Here is a 14,841-nt window from a genome sequence, read left to right as displayed (position 1 = left end):
CGTACACGAAGCGACAGGTTCTGGTCAAAGGCTTTCCAAGCGCGGGACGCTTCCTCCCACCCGTGATCAGGTCCCAACGACGGCCGTACGTATGCCCGTTTGGGAGGACCTGTGTCAGCACCGACCCGCAAGAGACGATGGCTCACGATCTGCGCCATCACCGCATCCGCCGCACTCGTCGCGCTACCCGCAAGCGCCACGTCCGGCCAGAACAACAGCCCCTTCGGCGCCCGCACGCTCGACCGACTCGCCGCCGAACGGGCGGACTCGGTGGGCGTCATGAGCCCCAAGCTCAAGGACGAGGACGGCGACGACGGCAACGAGGCGGACGAGATAGCCGAAGGCGCGGACCAGTACGCCGAGGCGCGCACCTCACCCGGCATCGTCGCGCCGGGCGCGTACGGCGCGGCTTGGAACGACCTGACCAACCTGCCGAGCACCAGCGGCAGTTGGCACAACGTCACCGACCTGCCCTACAACTCCGACGACCCGCGCTACCGGGACATCGACTCCAACTCCAGCGGCGGATCCGGCAACGTCACCGGTCGGATGGCGGCGATCGCCGCCGACGACGACGGGTACGTGTACGCGGGCAGTGCGGGTGGCGGCGTGTGGCGGTCCCGGTCCGGCGGCGGACACTGGCAGCCGATCAGCGACCGGCTGCCGGCGCAGTCCACCGGCGCGCTCGCGCTCGACGGGACCGGCCGGCTGTGGCTGGGCACCGGCGAGGCGACGACCAACGCGGACGCCTACCTCGGCAGCGGCGTCTACGTCCTGTCCCACCCGCACCAGGGCACCTTCTCCACGCGCAGCCGGGTCGGCGGGGACGAACTGGAGTCCACCACCGTCCATCAGCTGCGGTTCGGCGGCGGCAAGGTGTGGGCGGCGACCAGCGCAGGCGTGTGGAGCCACTCCACGAAGACGCTGAAGGGCCCCTGGAAGCAGGAGTTCGCGCCCAACCCCGACTATCTGCCGGGCCGTTCGAAGGCCGACGACCCGGACGCCCCGTACAAGAACATCGCCAACGACATCGCGATCGACCCGAAGGACCCGCGCAAGGTCGTCCTGGCGGTCGGCTGGCGCAGCGGTGACGACTACAACGGCTTCTACACCAAGGGCGCGGGCGGCACCTGGACGCGGATCAGCAGCGGTCTGGGCGACCTGCCCGCCGACGCGGACGACGTCGGCAACATCACCTTCGCCCGCTCCGCCGACGGCTCCCGCTACTACGCCGTCGACCAGTCACCGGAGCAGCTGAACACCAACCCGGACAGCGGGCTGGAGGGCATCTATGTCTCCAAGTCCGGTTCCCCCACCGGCCCTTGGACGAAGATCGCCGACTACAAGGGCCTGGCCGCCGACGGCTCCGCGCTGACCACCAGCGGCTACATGCCGGGCGTGCAGGCCTGGTACAACCAGTTCCTGACGGTCGACCCGGCGAACGCGGAGCACGTGTACGCGGGCCTGGAGGAGGTCTACGAGACCAAGGACGGCGGCAGCACCTGGTCGACCGTGGGCCCGTACTGGAACTTCACCTTCCCCTGCTGGAACATCGACCCCGCCAAGCAGACCGGTGACTGCCACCAGACCACCCACTCCGACCAGCACGGCGTGGCGATCGGCACCTACCACGGCAAGAGCTTCGTCTACGTCGGCAACGACGGCGGCGTCTACAAGCGCCCGGTCGACGGCTCCCAGGACGCCTCCGGGCACGCCACTGACTGGACCTCGCTGAACGACGGCACCATCGACACCCTCCAGTACTACTCGGTCGGCATCGGCAAGGACCTGGACCACGGCGGCGTCTCGGTCACCGGCGGTCTCCAGGACAACGGCCAGTCCCTCCTGCGCAGCAACGATCACGTGATGGGGTCGAACTTCGGCGGGGACGGCGGCGACACGCTCACCGACCCGGCCAACGGGTGCAACATCGCCGAGGAGTACGTCTACCTCTCCATCCAGGTGACCCAGAACTGCGCTCTCAACGACGGCAGTTGGGTCGCCGACGCCGCCAAGGCCACGTCGTACAACGTCGCCCCGGCCGACAACGCGACCAGTGAGGCACGCTTCATCGCCCCGCTCGCGGCCGACGCGAAGAACTCCTCGACGTGGATCGCGGGCGGCCGGCACATCTGGGTGCAGACCCACGGGTACGCCATCCGCAGCGGCTCGGAGTGGAAGAGCGTGTACGACCTCGGCTCCGGCCGCACCGCCACCGCCGTCGCGGCCTCGGGCGGCAAGGTGTACGCGGCCTGGTGCGGCCCCTGCAACAACCAGGGCTTCGCCCGCGGCATCTCCGTCGGCAACGCGGACGGCACCGGCTGGCACGACATCACCCTGCCGGCCACCGGCGCGGACGGCACCGTGCCCAACCGCTACCTCAGCGGCTTCGCCGTCGACCCGAAGAACGCCGACCACGTCTACCTCACGGTCAACGGCTTCTCCCGGCAGTGGACCGAGGGGCCGGGGGCGGGCGTGGGCCACGTCTTCGAGTCCAAGGACGGCGGGACGACCTGGGAGGACATCTCGAAGAACCTCCCCGACGTGCCGGCCGACTCCGCGGTCGTCACGCCTAACGGCGGCCTCGCCGTGGGCACCGACCTCGGCGTGGTCTACCGGGCGCCGGGCCGTACGGCCTGGCAGCGCGTCGGCAGCCTCCCGGCGGTCGCCGTGCTCCAGCTGAAGCTGAGCCCCGACGGCAGCACGCTGTACGCGGCCACCCACGGCCGCGGCATCTACACGGTCAAGGTGCGCGACTGCGGCTGACAGCGGCGCGACAGGGGTGGCTCCGGGTTGCGGAGTCACCCCCGCGTCGTGTGCGGCAGCACGTCCACGTGCAGCGTGAAGGCGACCCGCGCTGCGCCCGCCACGTCCGGGGCCTTCGCCCGCGCGGTGACCTCGGCCGTACCGCCCCGGGTGCCCGCGCACCGCAGCGAGGCGCGAGCCGTGCCGTCCGCGTCCACCCGCCAGCCGGACACCAGGACGAGGGCCGGCACCGAACTCCGCACGGCCGTCCACCGCTTGTCGTCCACCCGGGGCTCCAGGACGAGGGACACGACGGCTCCCGGCCGCACGCACAGCCGCTGGGCCGCCGCGTCACCGGGACGGAAGAGGACCTCCGCGCGCCCGGCGGCGGCAGTGCAGTCCGCCGCCGAAGGAGGCGGCGCGGCGGCCGGTCCGGACCGCGTCGGCGCACCGCCCGACAGCCCTCCCGCCGATGTGCCGCACGCCATCAGGACGGCCGCCCCGGCGACCGCCCACATCCCGGCCCACCACCGCATCCCGGCACCTCCCGGCCCACGTGCACGACCACCAGCATGCCTCTCCGACGCGGATCCGGGCGTCCCGGTTTCGGCTGTCGGACCGCGGTACGGCACAGGCATGGCCGTGCCGGTGCTGAGCGCCGGACGCCGCCGCGCTCCCCGGCCCGGCGGCATCCCTGGGACGGCGTTCAGCTCTGCGTCAGCGTGATGTCCTGTCGCTGGGCCGCGTGGAAGCGGGGCAGGGGGATGCCGCCGTCGGGGCTGAGTTCCATGACGGTGACCTCGACGTGTGCCGCGCCGGGCTTCAGTGCGGACGAGGGCTTGCCGGTGTTCGCCCAGGCGTGCTCCAGTCCGTCGCACAGGGCGCGGGTGCCGCCGATGCCGTGCCGCACGGACGGGGAATCCTGGCCGACGGAGGAGCTCACGAACACCGGGCCCGTGCCGCCGGTGCAGCGGTAGGTGCCGGAGAGGGTGACGGTGCCGTCGGCGGCGATACGGCCGACGGGGTCCACGGTGACCGTCTCGTACGGATCGGCCGCCGCGGGCCCGGCGGGGGCGGCGAGCAGGAGCAGGGCGGCACCGGCGGCGGCACCGAGGACAGGGCGCATGGACATGCGAAGACCTCCTGGAGTGGGGCCTCCACTGGTACCCGGCGCCCGCGTCCCGGGGCGGGATTCATCACCCCATCGGTGGCGAGTCCACCCCGACGGTCGTGGAACCGTCCGCGTGTTGTCCGGGTGTTGTCACGCTTCACGGCAGGCTGTTCCGATGAGTTCTCGTCGGGAGGATCGTCTAGCCATAGGACACAGAGACCCGGACCGAGGGGCTCGCCGAGGTCCTATCGCCGTGGAGGTGCGCCATGTGTTCCCACCAGCCTTCGTGCCCCGCAACCACCGACGACACCCGGGCCGTGCACATCGTGGCCGCCCACCCCGAGCAGGGCTGGAACCTGCTCTGCGACGGCGCGATCGTCTTCGACGACACCGGTGAGCTGCTGCCCGACGGCCGCGTCGTCCCGCCGCACCGGGCCCCCGCCGCGCGGCTCGCCATGGCGGCTTAGCCGCTCTGCCAGCGGGTCACGGCAGCACGGCGAAGCCGTCGAGTTCCACCAGCGCCCGGTCGTCCCAGAGGCGTACGACTTCCACGACCGCCATGGCCGGGTAGTCCCGGCCGGCCAACCTCCGCCAGACACGGCCCAGTTCGGCGGCGTGGGTGCGGTAGTCGGCGATGTCCGTGGCGTAGACGGTGACGCGGGCGAGGTCGGCGGGAGTGCCGCCGGAGGCGTGCAGGGCGGTCAGGAGATTGCCGAGGGCCGTCTCGAACTGCTCGGGGAGAGCGGCGCCGACCACCTTGCCGTCGGTGTCGAGGGCGGTCTGGCCCGCCAGGAAGACCAGCCGGCCGCCGGTGGCGACGACCGCGTGGGAGAAGCCGGTGGGCGGCGAGAGTTCGGGTGGGTTGATGCGCTCGGCGGTCACAGGGCCTCCCCCTCCGTGCCGACATCCTTGGACAACTCCTTGTACAACTCCTTGGCGATGATGCCGAGTTGGACTTCGCTGGCCCCCTCGTAGATGCGCGGGGCGCGGACCTCGCGGTAGAGGTGTTCGAGGAGGTGGCCGCGGCGCAGGGCGCGGGCGCCGTGGAGCTGGACGGCCGTGTCGACGACGTACTGGGCGGTCTCGGTGGCGAGCAGCTTCGCCATCGCGGCGCGCTGGGGGACGTCCGGGGCGCCCTCGTCGTACGCCGTCGCCGCCGCGTACACCATGAGGCGGGCCGCCTCGGTGCGCAGCGCCATCTCGGCCACGCGGTGCGCGACGGCCTGGAGGTCCATCAGCTTGCCGCTGAAGGCGTCCCGTCGGGAGGTGTGCCGCACGGTGGCGTCCAGGGCGGCCCGGGCCATGCCTACGGCGAAGGCGCCGACGCTCGGGCGGAACAGGTTGAGGGTGCCCATGGCGACCCGGAAGCCGCGGTCGACCTCGCCGAGCACGTCGTCGTCGGTCACGGGAACGCCGTCGAAGTCGAGGCTGCCGATGGGGTGCGGCGAGAGCATGTCGAGGGGCGCGCCGGTGAGACCGGGACGGTCGGCCGGGACGAGGAACGCGGTGACGCCACGGGCTCCGGCACCGGGGGTGGTGCGGGCGAACACCGTGTAGAAGTCGGCCTCGGGGGCGTTGGAGATCCAGCACTTCTCGCCGGTGAGGCGCCGGCCGGACGGCCCGTCGGGACTGGCGGTCAGCTTCAGCGCCGCCGCGTCCGATCCCGCCCCGGGCTCGCTCAGCGCGAAGGCGGCCACCGCCGTGCCGTCCGCCACCCGGGGCAGCCAGCGCTCGCGCTGGGCCGGGGTGCCGTGGGCGTGGACCGGGTGGGCGCCTAGGCCCTGGAGCGCGAGGGCGGTCTCGGCCTCGGTACAGGCGTACGCGAGTGACTCCCGCATCAGACAGAGGTCGAGGGCTCCCGAGGTGAACAGGCGTGACAGCAGCCCGAGTCGGCCGAGTTCGGCGACCAGCGGGCGGTTCACGTGCCCGGGCTCGCCCTTCTCCGCGAGCGGGCGCAGACGGTCGGTGGCAAGGGTGCGCAGCTCCGTACACCAGGCGGTCTGGGCGGGTTCGAGCGAGAATGCGGGCATTGCCGGTCCCCTCTCTCCACTGGACCCCACGACGGTATCGCGCACCGTTGACTGTCGTCACCAACACGATACGCTCCTCGTGCGAGCCCACCATCGACGCCCACGAGGCAGCCCACGAGGCAAGGGGGCGAACCGCCATGAACGTCTCGGCCCACGTCGACACCTTTGCGCGCGACCACCTCCCGCCCCCGAGCCAGTGGCCCGATCTCCTGTTCGACCTGCCCGAGCTGCGGTACCCCGATCGGCTGAACTGTGCCGCCGAGCTGCTGCACGGCCAGCCCGCGGACCGCCCGGCGTTCCGCACACCCACCGGCCCCCTGTGGACGTACGCCGATCTCCGCGCCCGCGTCGACCGCGTCGCGCACCTCCTCGCCGGCGACCTCGGGGTGGTGCCCGGCGCCCGGGTCCTGTTGCGCGGTCCGACCACGCCCTGGCTGGCGGCCTGCTGGCTGGCGGTGCTGAAGGCGGGCGCGGTCGCCGTCACCGTGCTGGCCCAGCAGCGGCCCCACGAGCTGGCCACGATCTGCGAGATCGCCCGCGTGGAGCACGCCCTGTGCGACATCCGGGCCGTCGACGACCTCGCCAAGGCCGAGATACCCGGGCTGCGGGTCACCACGTACGGCGGTGACGCCCCCGACGACCTGCTGAACCGCCCGGCGCCCGACACTCCGTACCCGGCCGTGGACACCGCCGCCGACGACGTGGCGCTGATCGCGTTCACCTCCGGCACCACCGGCCGGCCGAAGGGGTGCATGCACTTCCACCGGGATGTACTGGCGATCGCCGACACCTTCTCGCGCCATGTGCTCCAGCCCCGCCCCGACGACGTCTTCGCCGGCAGTCCTCCCCTGGGCTTCACCTTCGGACTCGGCGGCCTGGTGGTCTTCCCGCTGCGCGCGGGCGCGAGCGCCGTCCTCCTCGAACAGGCCGGTCCCGGGCAGTTGCTGCCCGCGATCGCCGGGCACCGGGTCTCGGTGCTGTTCACCGCGCCGACCGCCTACCGGGCGATGCTCGCCGAACTCGACGGCCACGACGTCTCCTCGCTGCGCCGCTGTGTCTCCGCCGGGGAGAACCTGCCCGCCGCGACCTGGCGGGCGTGGCACGAGCGGACCGGACTCCGGCTCATCAACGGCATCGGGGCCACCGAGCTGCTGCACATCTTCATCTCCGCGGCCGATGAGGACATCCGGCCCGGGACGACGGGGATCGCCGTACCGGGGTGGCACGCGCGCGTGCAGGACGGCGACGGTGAGCCGGTGCCCGACGGCGAACCCGGGCTGCTGGCCGTGCGCGGCCCGGTCGGCTGCCGGTATCTGGCCGATCCGCGGCAGCGGGAGTACGTGCGCGACGGCTGGAACATCACCGGCGACACCTACGTCCGCGAGCCCGACGGCTACTTCCGCTACCTCGCCCGCGCCGACGACATGATCATCTCCGCCGGGTACAACATCGCCGGTCCGGAGGTCGAGGACGCCCTGCTGCGCCATCCGGACGTCCTGGAGGCGGCGGTCGTGGGGCGCCCCGACGAGGCGCGCGGACAGGTCGTGGTGGCATACGCGGTGCTCAAGGAGGGCGCCCGGCGGGACACCGAGGCGCTGCGCGCCTTCGTGAAGTCCGAACTGGCGCCCTACAAATGTCCGCGCGAGGTCGTCCTCCTGGACGCCCTGCCGCGTACGGCCACCGGCAAGCTCCAGCGGTTCAGACTGCGTGACACCAATGGTGACCAGCAGTGATGCCGACGACCTAAGATGATCAACGTGTCCGACCAGCATGCACCACGGTCTCTCATCGTCACGCTCTACGGCGCCTACGGCCGCTTCATGCCGGGCCCGGTGCCCGTCGCGGAGCTGATCCGTCTGCTGGCCGCGGTCGGCGTGGACGCCCCTTCCGTACGCTCGTCGGTGTCCCGTCTCAAACGGCGCGGGCTGCTCCTGCCGGCCCGTACGGCACAGGGCGCCGCCGGGTACGAACTCTCCCCGGACGCGCGCCAGTTGCTGGACGACGGCGACCGGCGCATCTACGGCACACCGCCCCAGGAGGACGAGGGCTGGGTGCTGGCCGTGTTCTCCGTGCCCGAGTCGGAGCGGCAGAAACGCCATGTGCTGCGCTCCCGCCTGGCCGGTCTCGGCTTCGGCACCGCCGCCCCCGGGGTGTGGCTCGCTCCGGCACGGCTGCACGAGGAGGCCCGGCACACGCTGAAGCGGCTGCGGCTCGATCCGTACGTCGACTTCTTCCGCGGCGAGCACCTCGGCTACGCGCCCACCGCCGAGGCGGCCGCCCGCTGGTGGGACCTGGCCGCGATCGCCAAGGAGCACGAGGCCTTCCTCGACCGCCACGAGCGCGTCCTGCACGCCTGGCAGCGCCGCACCGACACCCCGCCCGAGGAGGCCTACCGCGACTACCTCCTCGCCCTGGACTCCTGGCGCCATCTGCCCTACGCCGATCCCGGCCTGCCCGCCCGGCTGCTCCCCGAGAGCTGGCCGGGGGCCCGTTCGGCGGCGGTGTTCCAGGGCCTGCACGCGCGGCTGCGGGACGCGGGGGCGGCCTTCGCGGGCGTCTGACGGGGCGGTTCGGGGCCGTTCGGAGCGCTTCGGGTCGCGCTTCGGGTCGCGCTTGGGAGTCTCAACTGCCCAGCTTGAGGCGGGGCTTGGGGCCGTCGGTGCGGCCGGTCTGCGGGCGGCGGCTGCCCGCCCGGTAGGGCGCCGGCCAGACGACGCCCGGCCCGTCGTAGCCCTGCTCGGCCGCCGCGTGCAGGGTCCAGTGCGGGTCGTAGAGGTGGGGGCGGGCCAGCGCGCACAGGTCCGTACGGCCCGCCAGGATGAGCGAGTTGACGTCGTCCCAGGAGGAGATCGCGCCGACCGCGACGACCGGGACGCCCGCCTCGTGGCGGATCCGGTCGGCGAACGGCGTCTGGTACGACCTCCCGAACTCCGGCCGTTCCTCGGCCACGACCTGCCCGGTCGACACGTCGATGGCGTCGGCACCGTGGGCGGCGAAGGCGCGGGCGATCTCCACGGCGTCCTCGCCCGTGGTGCCGCCCTCGGCCCAGTCCGTGGCGGAGATCCGCACGGTCAGCGGCTTCTCCTCGGGCCACACCTCGCGTACGGCGTCGAAGACCTCCAGCGGGAAACGCAGCCGGTTCGCGAGCGTGCCGCCGTAGGCGTCGGTGCGATGGTTGGTCAGCGGGGAGAGGAAGCCGGAGAGCAGATAGCCGTGGGCGCAGTGCAGTTCCAGCAGGTCGAAGCCGGCCCGGGCGGCCCGCCGGGCGGCGGAGGTGAACTGCTCGCGCAGGTCGGTGAGATGGGCGCGTGTGAGCTCGCGCGGAGTCTGGCTGTACGGCTTGTAGGGGAGCGGCGACGCGGCCACCAGCGGCCAGTTGCCGTCCGGGAGGGGTTCGTCGATGCCCTCCCACATCAGCCTGGTCGAACCCTTGCGTCCGCTGTGGCCGAGCTGCACACCGATCGCGGTGCCCGGCGCCTGCGCGTGCACGAAGTCGGTGATCCGCTTCCAGGCGTCGGCCTGCCGGCCGGTGTAGAGACCGGTGCAGCCGGGCGTGATCCGCCCCTCGGCGCTCACACACACCATCTCGGTCATCACCAGCCCGGCACCGCCGAGTGCCCGCGCGCCCAGGTGGACGAGGTGGAAGTCGCCGGGGAGGCCGTCGGTGGCCGAGTACATGTCCATGGGTGAGACGACGACCCGGTTGCGCAGGGTCAGTCCGCGCAGCCGGAACGGCGTGAACATGGGCGGCGTACCGGGCGGGCAGCCGAACTCGCGCTCCACGGCCGAGGTGAAGCGGGCGTCGCGCAGGCGCAGGTTGTCGTGAGTGACGCGGCGGCTGCGGGTGAGGAGGTTGAACGCGAACTGGCGGGGCGGCTGGTCGAGGTGGAGGCCGATGTTCTCGAACCACTCCAGGCTGGCTCGGGCGGCGCGCTGGGTGGAGGCGACGACCGGTTTGCGTTCCTCCTCATATGCCGCCAACGCCCGCTCGATCGAAGGCTGTTCCTCCAGACAGGCTGCCAACGCCAGCGCGTCCTCCACCGCGAGCTTGGTGCCCGAGCCGATGGAGAAGTGGGCGGTGTGGGCGGCGTCACCGAGCAGGACGATGTTGCCGTGCGACCAGTGTTCGTTCACGACCGTGCGGAAGGTGGTCCACGCGGACTTGTTGGAGCGGAGAGGCCGGCTGCCGAGCGCTTCCGAGAAGATCTTGGCGCAGCGTTCCACGGACTCCGTCTCGTCCAGGTCCTCGAAGCCCGCTGCCCGCCAGACGTCCTCGTGCATCTCGATGATGACGGTCGACGCGTCGGGCGCGTACGGGTAGCCGTGCAGTTGCATCACGCCGTGCTCGGTCTCGGCGATCTCGAAGCGGAAGGCGTCGAAGGGGAAGTCGGCGGCGAGCCAGATGTAACGGCAGTGGTGGGTGGTCACATGGGGGCGGAACTCATGGGCGTAGGTCTCGCGGGTGGTGCTGTTGACTCCGTCGGCCGCGATGACGAGGTCGTGCGTCTCTTGGAGGCCGGCCGGGGCCTCGGAGCGGAAGCGGAGGTCTACGCCCAGGGCATGGCAGCGGTCGTGGAGGATCTCCAGGAGGCGCTTTCTGCCCAGGGCGGCGAATCCGTGGCCGCCGGAGGTGTGCGGTGCTCCCCGGTGCACGATGTCTATGTCGTCCCAGCGGGTGAAGTGTTGTTGGAGGGCCTCGTAGACCAAGGGGTCGGCGTGTTCTATGCCGCCCAGGGTTTCGTCCGAGAGGACCACTCCGAAGCCGAAGGTGTCGTCGGGGGCGTTGCGTTCGTGGACGGTTATCTCGCGGTCGGGGCGGAGGCGTTTCAGCAGGGCTGCGGCGTACAGCCCTCCCGGGCCGCCGCCGATGATCGCGATGCGTTGGGGGTGGCTGATCTCGTTGCGCGAGTGCGGGCCTGTGGGGGCTGGTCGCGCAGTTCCCCGCGCCCCTGAGGTTGGGGCGGTCACCGTCCGCTCCATTTGGGAGGGCGCTTTTCCGTGAACGCCGCATGGAACTCGGTGTAGTCCTCGCCGTTCATCAGGAGGGCCTGGGTGGAGGCGTCCAGTTCGACGGAGGCGGCCAGCGGCATGTCCAGCTCCGCCGTCAGCAGCGCCTTCGTCTGGGCGTACGCCAGCGCCGGGCCCTCGGCCAGGCGGCGGGCCAGGATCTGGGCGGCCTCGTCGGCTCGGCCCTCGTCGGTGAGTTCGCTGATCAGGCCGATGCGCTCGGCCTCGGGGGCGCGAACGGGGTCGCCCAGCATGAGCAGGCGGGTGGCGTGGCCGAGGCCGACCACCCGGGGCAGCAGGTAGGCCGCGCCCATGTCGCCGCCGGAGAGGCCGACGCGGGTGAAGAGGAAGGCGAAGCGGGCGGAGGGGTCGGCGACGCGGAAGTCGGCGGCCAGGGCGAGGACCGCCCCCGCACCGGCGGCCACGCCGTGGACGGCCGCGATCACCGGGAAGGGGCACTCCCGGATGGCCCGTACGACCTGGCCGGTCATGCGGTTGAAGTCGAGCAGCTGGGCGGTGTCCATGGACAGGGTCGCGCCGATGATCTCGTCGACGTCACCGCCGGAGCAGAAGCCGCGCCCCTCCCCCGCCAGCACCAGGGCGCGCACCGACCGCTCCCGGGACAGCTCGGCGAGGAGGTCGCGCAGGTCGGCGTAGGCGCCGAAGGTGAGCGCGTTGAGTTTGTCCGGACGGGCGAGGGTGACGGTGACGACCGCGTCGGTCTCGTCGACGCGGAGGTGCTCCCAGCGGGGCGTGCGGGTGGCGGAGCCGATGAAGGGACTCACGAGGTGCGGCCTCCTCGTCCGGGTGGGGCCTGGGCGGGCACGGGCTCGTGGAGCTCTCACCATCGAAGCTATCACTCATCTGTGACTGTCGTCACGAGTGCGCGATATAGCCATGACCGGGACGCGTCACAGCCGTCACGAGTCGTCCACACCCGTGTAACGGCGGGAGCAGTCGTGCGCGGCGGAGCGTTGTCAGGGGTAAGCCGCCCTGCAACGGGGCCGAAGGTCCCGAGCGGTGCCCGTCGGACGCCTCTGCCGGGCGGCGCCGTACCATTCATAAGGTTGAAAGCAGGACAGCCTGCTCATGAACGGACCCGCCTTGTACGAACGCCCCTCCGCCTCCGCCTCGTGGCGCATCGCACTGCCGCACTCCGCCGCGGCCGTGCCCGTGGCCCGCGCCCTGGTGCGCACCGCGCTGGCCGAGCTGGAGCACGGGGCCGACAGCGACACCGCGGAACTGCTGACCGCGGAGCTGGTCGCGAACGCGGTGGAGCACACCGCCGGCGACGCGCCGATAGAGCTCGTCGTGGAGCTGCTGCCCACCGGCTGCCAGGTCGAGGTCCACGACCCGGACCCGGCACCGCCGGGGCATCTGACCCGGCCGGACTGCGAGGACCCCGATCCCTGGCAGGAGCACGGCCGCGGGCTGCTGCTGATCCGCGCGCTCAGCCAGTCCTGCGGCCATCGGCCGACCGAGGGCGGAAAAGCGGTGTGGTTCCGCCTGCCGACGGTTCCGCACCAACGGCGTCCCGCGTGAGCTCCAGGACGCCGTAGCAGGTGGGGGCACTTACGCCAGGGTCGCCACCAGGACCGCCTTGATCGTGTGCATCCGGTTCTCCGCCTCGTCGAACACGACCGAGTGCGCGGACTCGAACACCTCGTCGGTCACCTCAAGGGACTCCAGCCCGTGGGTCTCGTATATCTCCCGGCCCACCTTCGTGCCGAGGTCGTGGAAGGCCGGCAGGCAGTGCAGGAACCTGACGTCCGCGTTGCCGGTGGCACGCAGGACGTCCATCGTCACGGCGTACGGCGCCAGCGCGGCGATCCGCTCGTCCCAGACCTCCTTGGGCTCACCCATGGAGACCCAGACGTCGGTGGCGACGAAGTCGGCGCCGGCGACGCCCTCCGCCACCGACTCGGTGAGCGTGATGCGGGCGCCGCTGGTCTCGGCGAGCTCGCGGGCCCGGTCCACGATCTCCTGCGCGGGCCAGTAGGACTTCGGAGCGACGATCCGGACGTCCATGCCGAGCAGGGCACCGGTGACCAGGTAGGAGTTGCCCATGTTGAAGCGGGCGTCGCCGAGGTAGGCGAAGACGATCTCCTGGACCGGCTTGTCGCTGTGCTCGGTCATCGTGAGCACGTCGGCGAGCATCTGGGTGGGGTGCCAGTCGTCGGTGAGGCCGTTGTAGACCGGCACCCCCGCGTACGCGGCGAGCGTCTCGGCCGTGTCCTGCGCGTCACCGCGGAACTCGATCGCGTCGTAGAGCCGTCCCAGGACGCGCGCGGTGTCCTTCGTGGACTCCTTCTTGCCGATGTGCGAGCCGGCGGGGTCGATGTACGTCGTCGAGGCGCCCTGGTCGGCCGCGGCGACCTCGAAGGAGCAGCGGGTGCGCGTGGAGGACTTCTCGAAGATCAGCGCGATGTTCTTCCCGCTCAGGTGCCGTGTCTCGGTCCCCGCCTTCTTGGCCGCCTTGAGCTCGGCGGCCAGCTCGACCAGGCCGAGGAACTCCTGCGCGGTGAAGTCGAGCTCCTTGAGGAAGGGGCGCCCGGCGAGGGCGGTCGGGACGGTCGCCATGGGGCGCTCCAGAAGTGCGGGAACAGGACACTGGAACTCTATACGACAGATGACATTTCTATACAGTCGACCTTTTCATGACGCCCTTTTTATACGGCTTATACGGCCGCCCGCTCGACCGGGCAGCTCATGCACCGCGGTCCACCCCTCCCCCGCCCCAGCTCGCTGCCGGGGATCTCGATGACCTCGATGCCCTGCTTGCGCAGATGGGTGTTGGTGGTGGCGTTGCGCTCGTAGGCGACGACGACGCCCGGCTCGACGGCCAGGACGTTGCAGCCGTCGTCCCACTGCTCGCGCTCGGCGGCGTGCACGTCCTGGGTCGCGGTCAGCACCCGGATCTCGCTGAGGCCGAGGGCGGCGGCGATCGCGCGGTGCATGTGCTCCGGCGGATGGTCGGTGACCTTCAGCTCCTCGCCGACGCCCGGCTCGATGGTGTACGAGCGGAGCATGCCGAGGCCCGCGTACTGGGTGAAGGTGTCGCCGTCGACCATCGTCATCACCGTGTCGAGGTGCATGAAGGCACGCCGCTTGGGCATGTCGAGGGCCACGATCGTGCGTGCCGAGCCCGCGGCGAACAGCTTGTGCGCGAGCATCTCCACGGCCTGGGGGGTCGTGCGCTCGCTCATGCCAATGAGGACGGCGCCGTTGCCGATCACGAGGACGTCGCCGCCCTCGATGGTCGAGGGGTAGTCGGCCTGTCCCTCCGACCAGACGTGGAACGTTTCGTCACGGAAGAGCGGGTGGTGTCTGTAGATCGCCTCGAAGTGGACGGTCTCGCGCTGCCGGGCGGGCCAGCGCATGGCGTTGACCGAGACGCCGTCGTAGATCCAGGCCGAGGTGTCGCGGGTGAAGAGGTGGTTGGGCAGGGGCGCGAGAAGGAAGTCGTCGAGCTCCATGACATGGAAGCGCACGGAGATGGGCTCGGGGTGCGCCTGAAGGAACTCCCGCTTGGTCATGCCACCGACGAGGAGTTCGGCGAGCTCCGCGGCGGGGAGGGGGTCGAAGGCCGCCCGGAGGTGATCGGTGGCCAGGACGCCGTACTCCTTCGCGTCGAAGACCCGGTCCAGGACGAGGGCACGGGCCGCCGGGATCGCCAGGGCCTCGGTGAGCAGGTCGCCGAAGAGGTGGACGGCGACACCTCGGTCGCGCAGCACGTCGGCGAACCCGTCGTGCTCGGCGCGCGCCCGGCGCACCCACAGCACGTCGTCGAAGAGCAGAGCGTCCTTGTTGCTGGGGGTGAGCCTTTTGAGCTCTAGATCCGGCCGGTGCAGGATGACGCGGCTGAGCCGCCCGGCCTCGGAGTCGACATGGAATCCCATGACTCCATCCTGACCACCGGGGAGCGCGTTCACCCGCTGGTCGGCCGTT

The 14,841-nt window shown here is 71.6% G+C and carries 13 protein-coding genes; 5 read left to right on the top strand and 8 right to left on the bottom strand.

What is annotated here, in order from left to right; genetic code table 11:
• The first annotated feature begins 111 nt into the window (after positions 1 to 111).
• Positions 112 to 2,766 (top strand): beta propeller repeat protein, encoded by a 2,655-nt coding sequence (locus tag SLINC_RS33860; protein ID WP_067441344.1) that lies wholly within the window; start codon positions 112 to 114, stop codon positions 2,764 to 2,766.
• A 35-nt stretch (positions 2,767 to 2,801) separates the two neighbouring features.
• On the opposite strand, the gene SLINC_RS49590 is transcribed toward SLINC_RS33860, so the two are convergent.
• Both SLINC_RS49590 and SLINC_RS33850 read right to left on the bottom strand, forming a co-directional pair.
• Complete coding sequence (locus tag SLINC_RS49590; protein WP_225988293.1) at positions 2,802 to 3,281, bottom strand: hypothetical protein; 480 nt, start codon at positions 3,279 to 3,281, stop codon at positions 2,802 to 2,804.
• Positions 3,282 to 3,451: 170 nt separating this feature from the next.
• Positions 3,452 to 3,877 (bottom strand): DUF6299 family protein, encoded by a 426-nt coding sequence (locus tag SLINC_RS33850; RefSeq protein ID WP_067441341.1) that lies wholly within the window; start codon positions 3,875 to 3,877, stop codon positions 3,452 to 3,454.
• A gap of 245 nt (positions 3,878 to 4,122) precedes the next feature.
• On the opposite strand from SLINC_RS33850, the gene SLINC_RS33845 reads away from it, so the two are divergent.
• A complete protein-coding gene (locus SLINC_RS33845) occupies positions 4,123 to 4,323 on the top strand; it encodes a DUF5999 family protein (RefSeq protein ID WP_067441338.1) in 201 nt (66 codons plus the stop codon).
• A 16-nt stretch (positions 4,324 to 4,339) separates the two neighbouring features.
• On the opposite strand, the gene SLINC_RS33840 is transcribed toward SLINC_RS33845, so the two are convergent.
• Positions 4,340 to 4,738 carry a RidA family protein gene (locus SLINC_RS33840; protein ID WP_067441336.1) on the bottom strand — a complete coding sequence of 133 codons (399 nt, stop codon included), beginning with the start codon at positions 4,736 to 4,738 and terminating at the stop codon, positions 4,340 to 4,342.
• The gene (locus SLINC_RS33835) at positions 4,735 to 5,886 is read right to left on the bottom strand and encodes an acyl-CoA dehydrogenase family protein (RefSeq protein WP_067441328.1); all 1,152 of its coding nucleotides are present in this window, start codon (positions 5,884 to 5,886) and stop codon (positions 4,735 to 4,737) included. The genes SLINC_RS33840 and SLINC_RS33835 overlap by 4 nt, the downstream gene beginning before the upstream one ends.
• A gap of 137 nt (positions 5,887 to 6,023) precedes the next feature.
• Here SLINC_RS33835 and SLINC_RS33830 point away from each other — a divergent pair, with 137 nt between their 5' ends.
• Together SLINC_RS33830 and SLINC_RS33825 are read left to right on the top strand one after the other, a co-directional pair.
• Positions 6,024 to 7,619: an AMP-binding protein gene (locus SLINC_RS33830; RefSeq protein ID WP_067441325.1), complete on the top strand. Its 1,596-nt coding sequence runs from the start codon at positions 6,024 to 6,026 to the stop codon at positions 7,617 to 7,619.
• 15 nt (positions 7,620 to 7,634) lie between these two features.
• On the top strand, positions 7,635 to 8,447 hold the full coding sequence (locus SLINC_RS33825; RefSeq protein ID WP_067441322.1) for a PaaX family transcriptional regulator: 813 nt from the start codon (positions 7,635 to 7,637) through the stop codon (positions 8,445 to 8,447).
• A gap of 61 nt (positions 8,448 to 8,508) precedes the next feature.
• Here SLINC_RS33825 and SLINC_RS33820 read toward each other — a convergent pair whose 3' ends face one another.
• Both SLINC_RS33820 and SLINC_RS33815 read right to left on the bottom strand, forming a co-directional pair.
• Positions 8,509 to 10,866: a bifunctional salicylyl-CoA 5-hydroxylase/oxidoreductase gene (locus SLINC_RS33820; protein ID WP_067441319.1), complete on the bottom strand. Its 2,358-nt coding sequence runs from the start codon at positions 10,864 to 10,866 to the stop codon at positions 8,509 to 8,511.
• Positions 10,851 to 11,678, bottom strand: a complete 828-nt coding sequence (locus SLINC_RS33815) for an enoyl-CoA hydratase family protein (RefSeq protein WP_067441316.1) — start codon at positions 11,676 to 11,678, stop codon at positions 10,851 to 10,853. The genes SLINC_RS33820 and SLINC_RS33815 overlap by 16 nt, the downstream gene beginning before the upstream one ends.
• 304 nt (positions 11,679 to 11,982) lie before the next feature.
• Here SLINC_RS33815 and SLINC_RS33810 point away from each other — a divergent pair, with 304 nt between their 5' ends.
• Entirely contained in the window at positions 11,983 to 12,435 is a 453-nt protein-coding gene (locus tag SLINC_RS33810) for an ATP-binding protein (protein ID WP_067441314.1), read from the top strand.
• A 30-nt stretch (positions 12,436 to 12,465) separates the two neighbouring features.
• On the opposite strand, the gene argF is transcribed toward SLINC_RS33810, so the two are convergent.
• A complete protein-coding gene (argF, locus tag SLINC_RS33805) occupies positions 12,466 to 13,473 on the bottom strand; it encodes an ornithine carbamoyltransferase (RefSeq protein ID WP_067441312.1) in 1,008 nt (335 codons plus the stop codon).
• Between the two features lie 98 nt (positions 13,474 to 13,571).
• Positions 13,572 to 14,792, bottom strand: coding sequence for an arginine deiminase (locus SLINC_RS33800; RefSeq protein ID WP_067441310.1), 1,221 nt, complete (start codon positions 14,790 to 14,792; stop codon positions 13,572 to 13,574).
• Positions 14,793 to 14,841 lie beyond the last annotated feature (49 nt).

The sequence above is a fragment of the Streptomyces lincolnensis genome (genome assembly GCF_001685355.1).
Taxonomy (GTDB): domain Bacteria; phylum Actinomycetota; class Actinomycetes; order Streptomycetales; family Streptomycetaceae; genus Streptomyces; species Streptomyces lincolnensis.
Note: the sequence above shows the minus strand (reverse complement) of the source record. Positions and strands in the feature narration are given on the sequence as shown.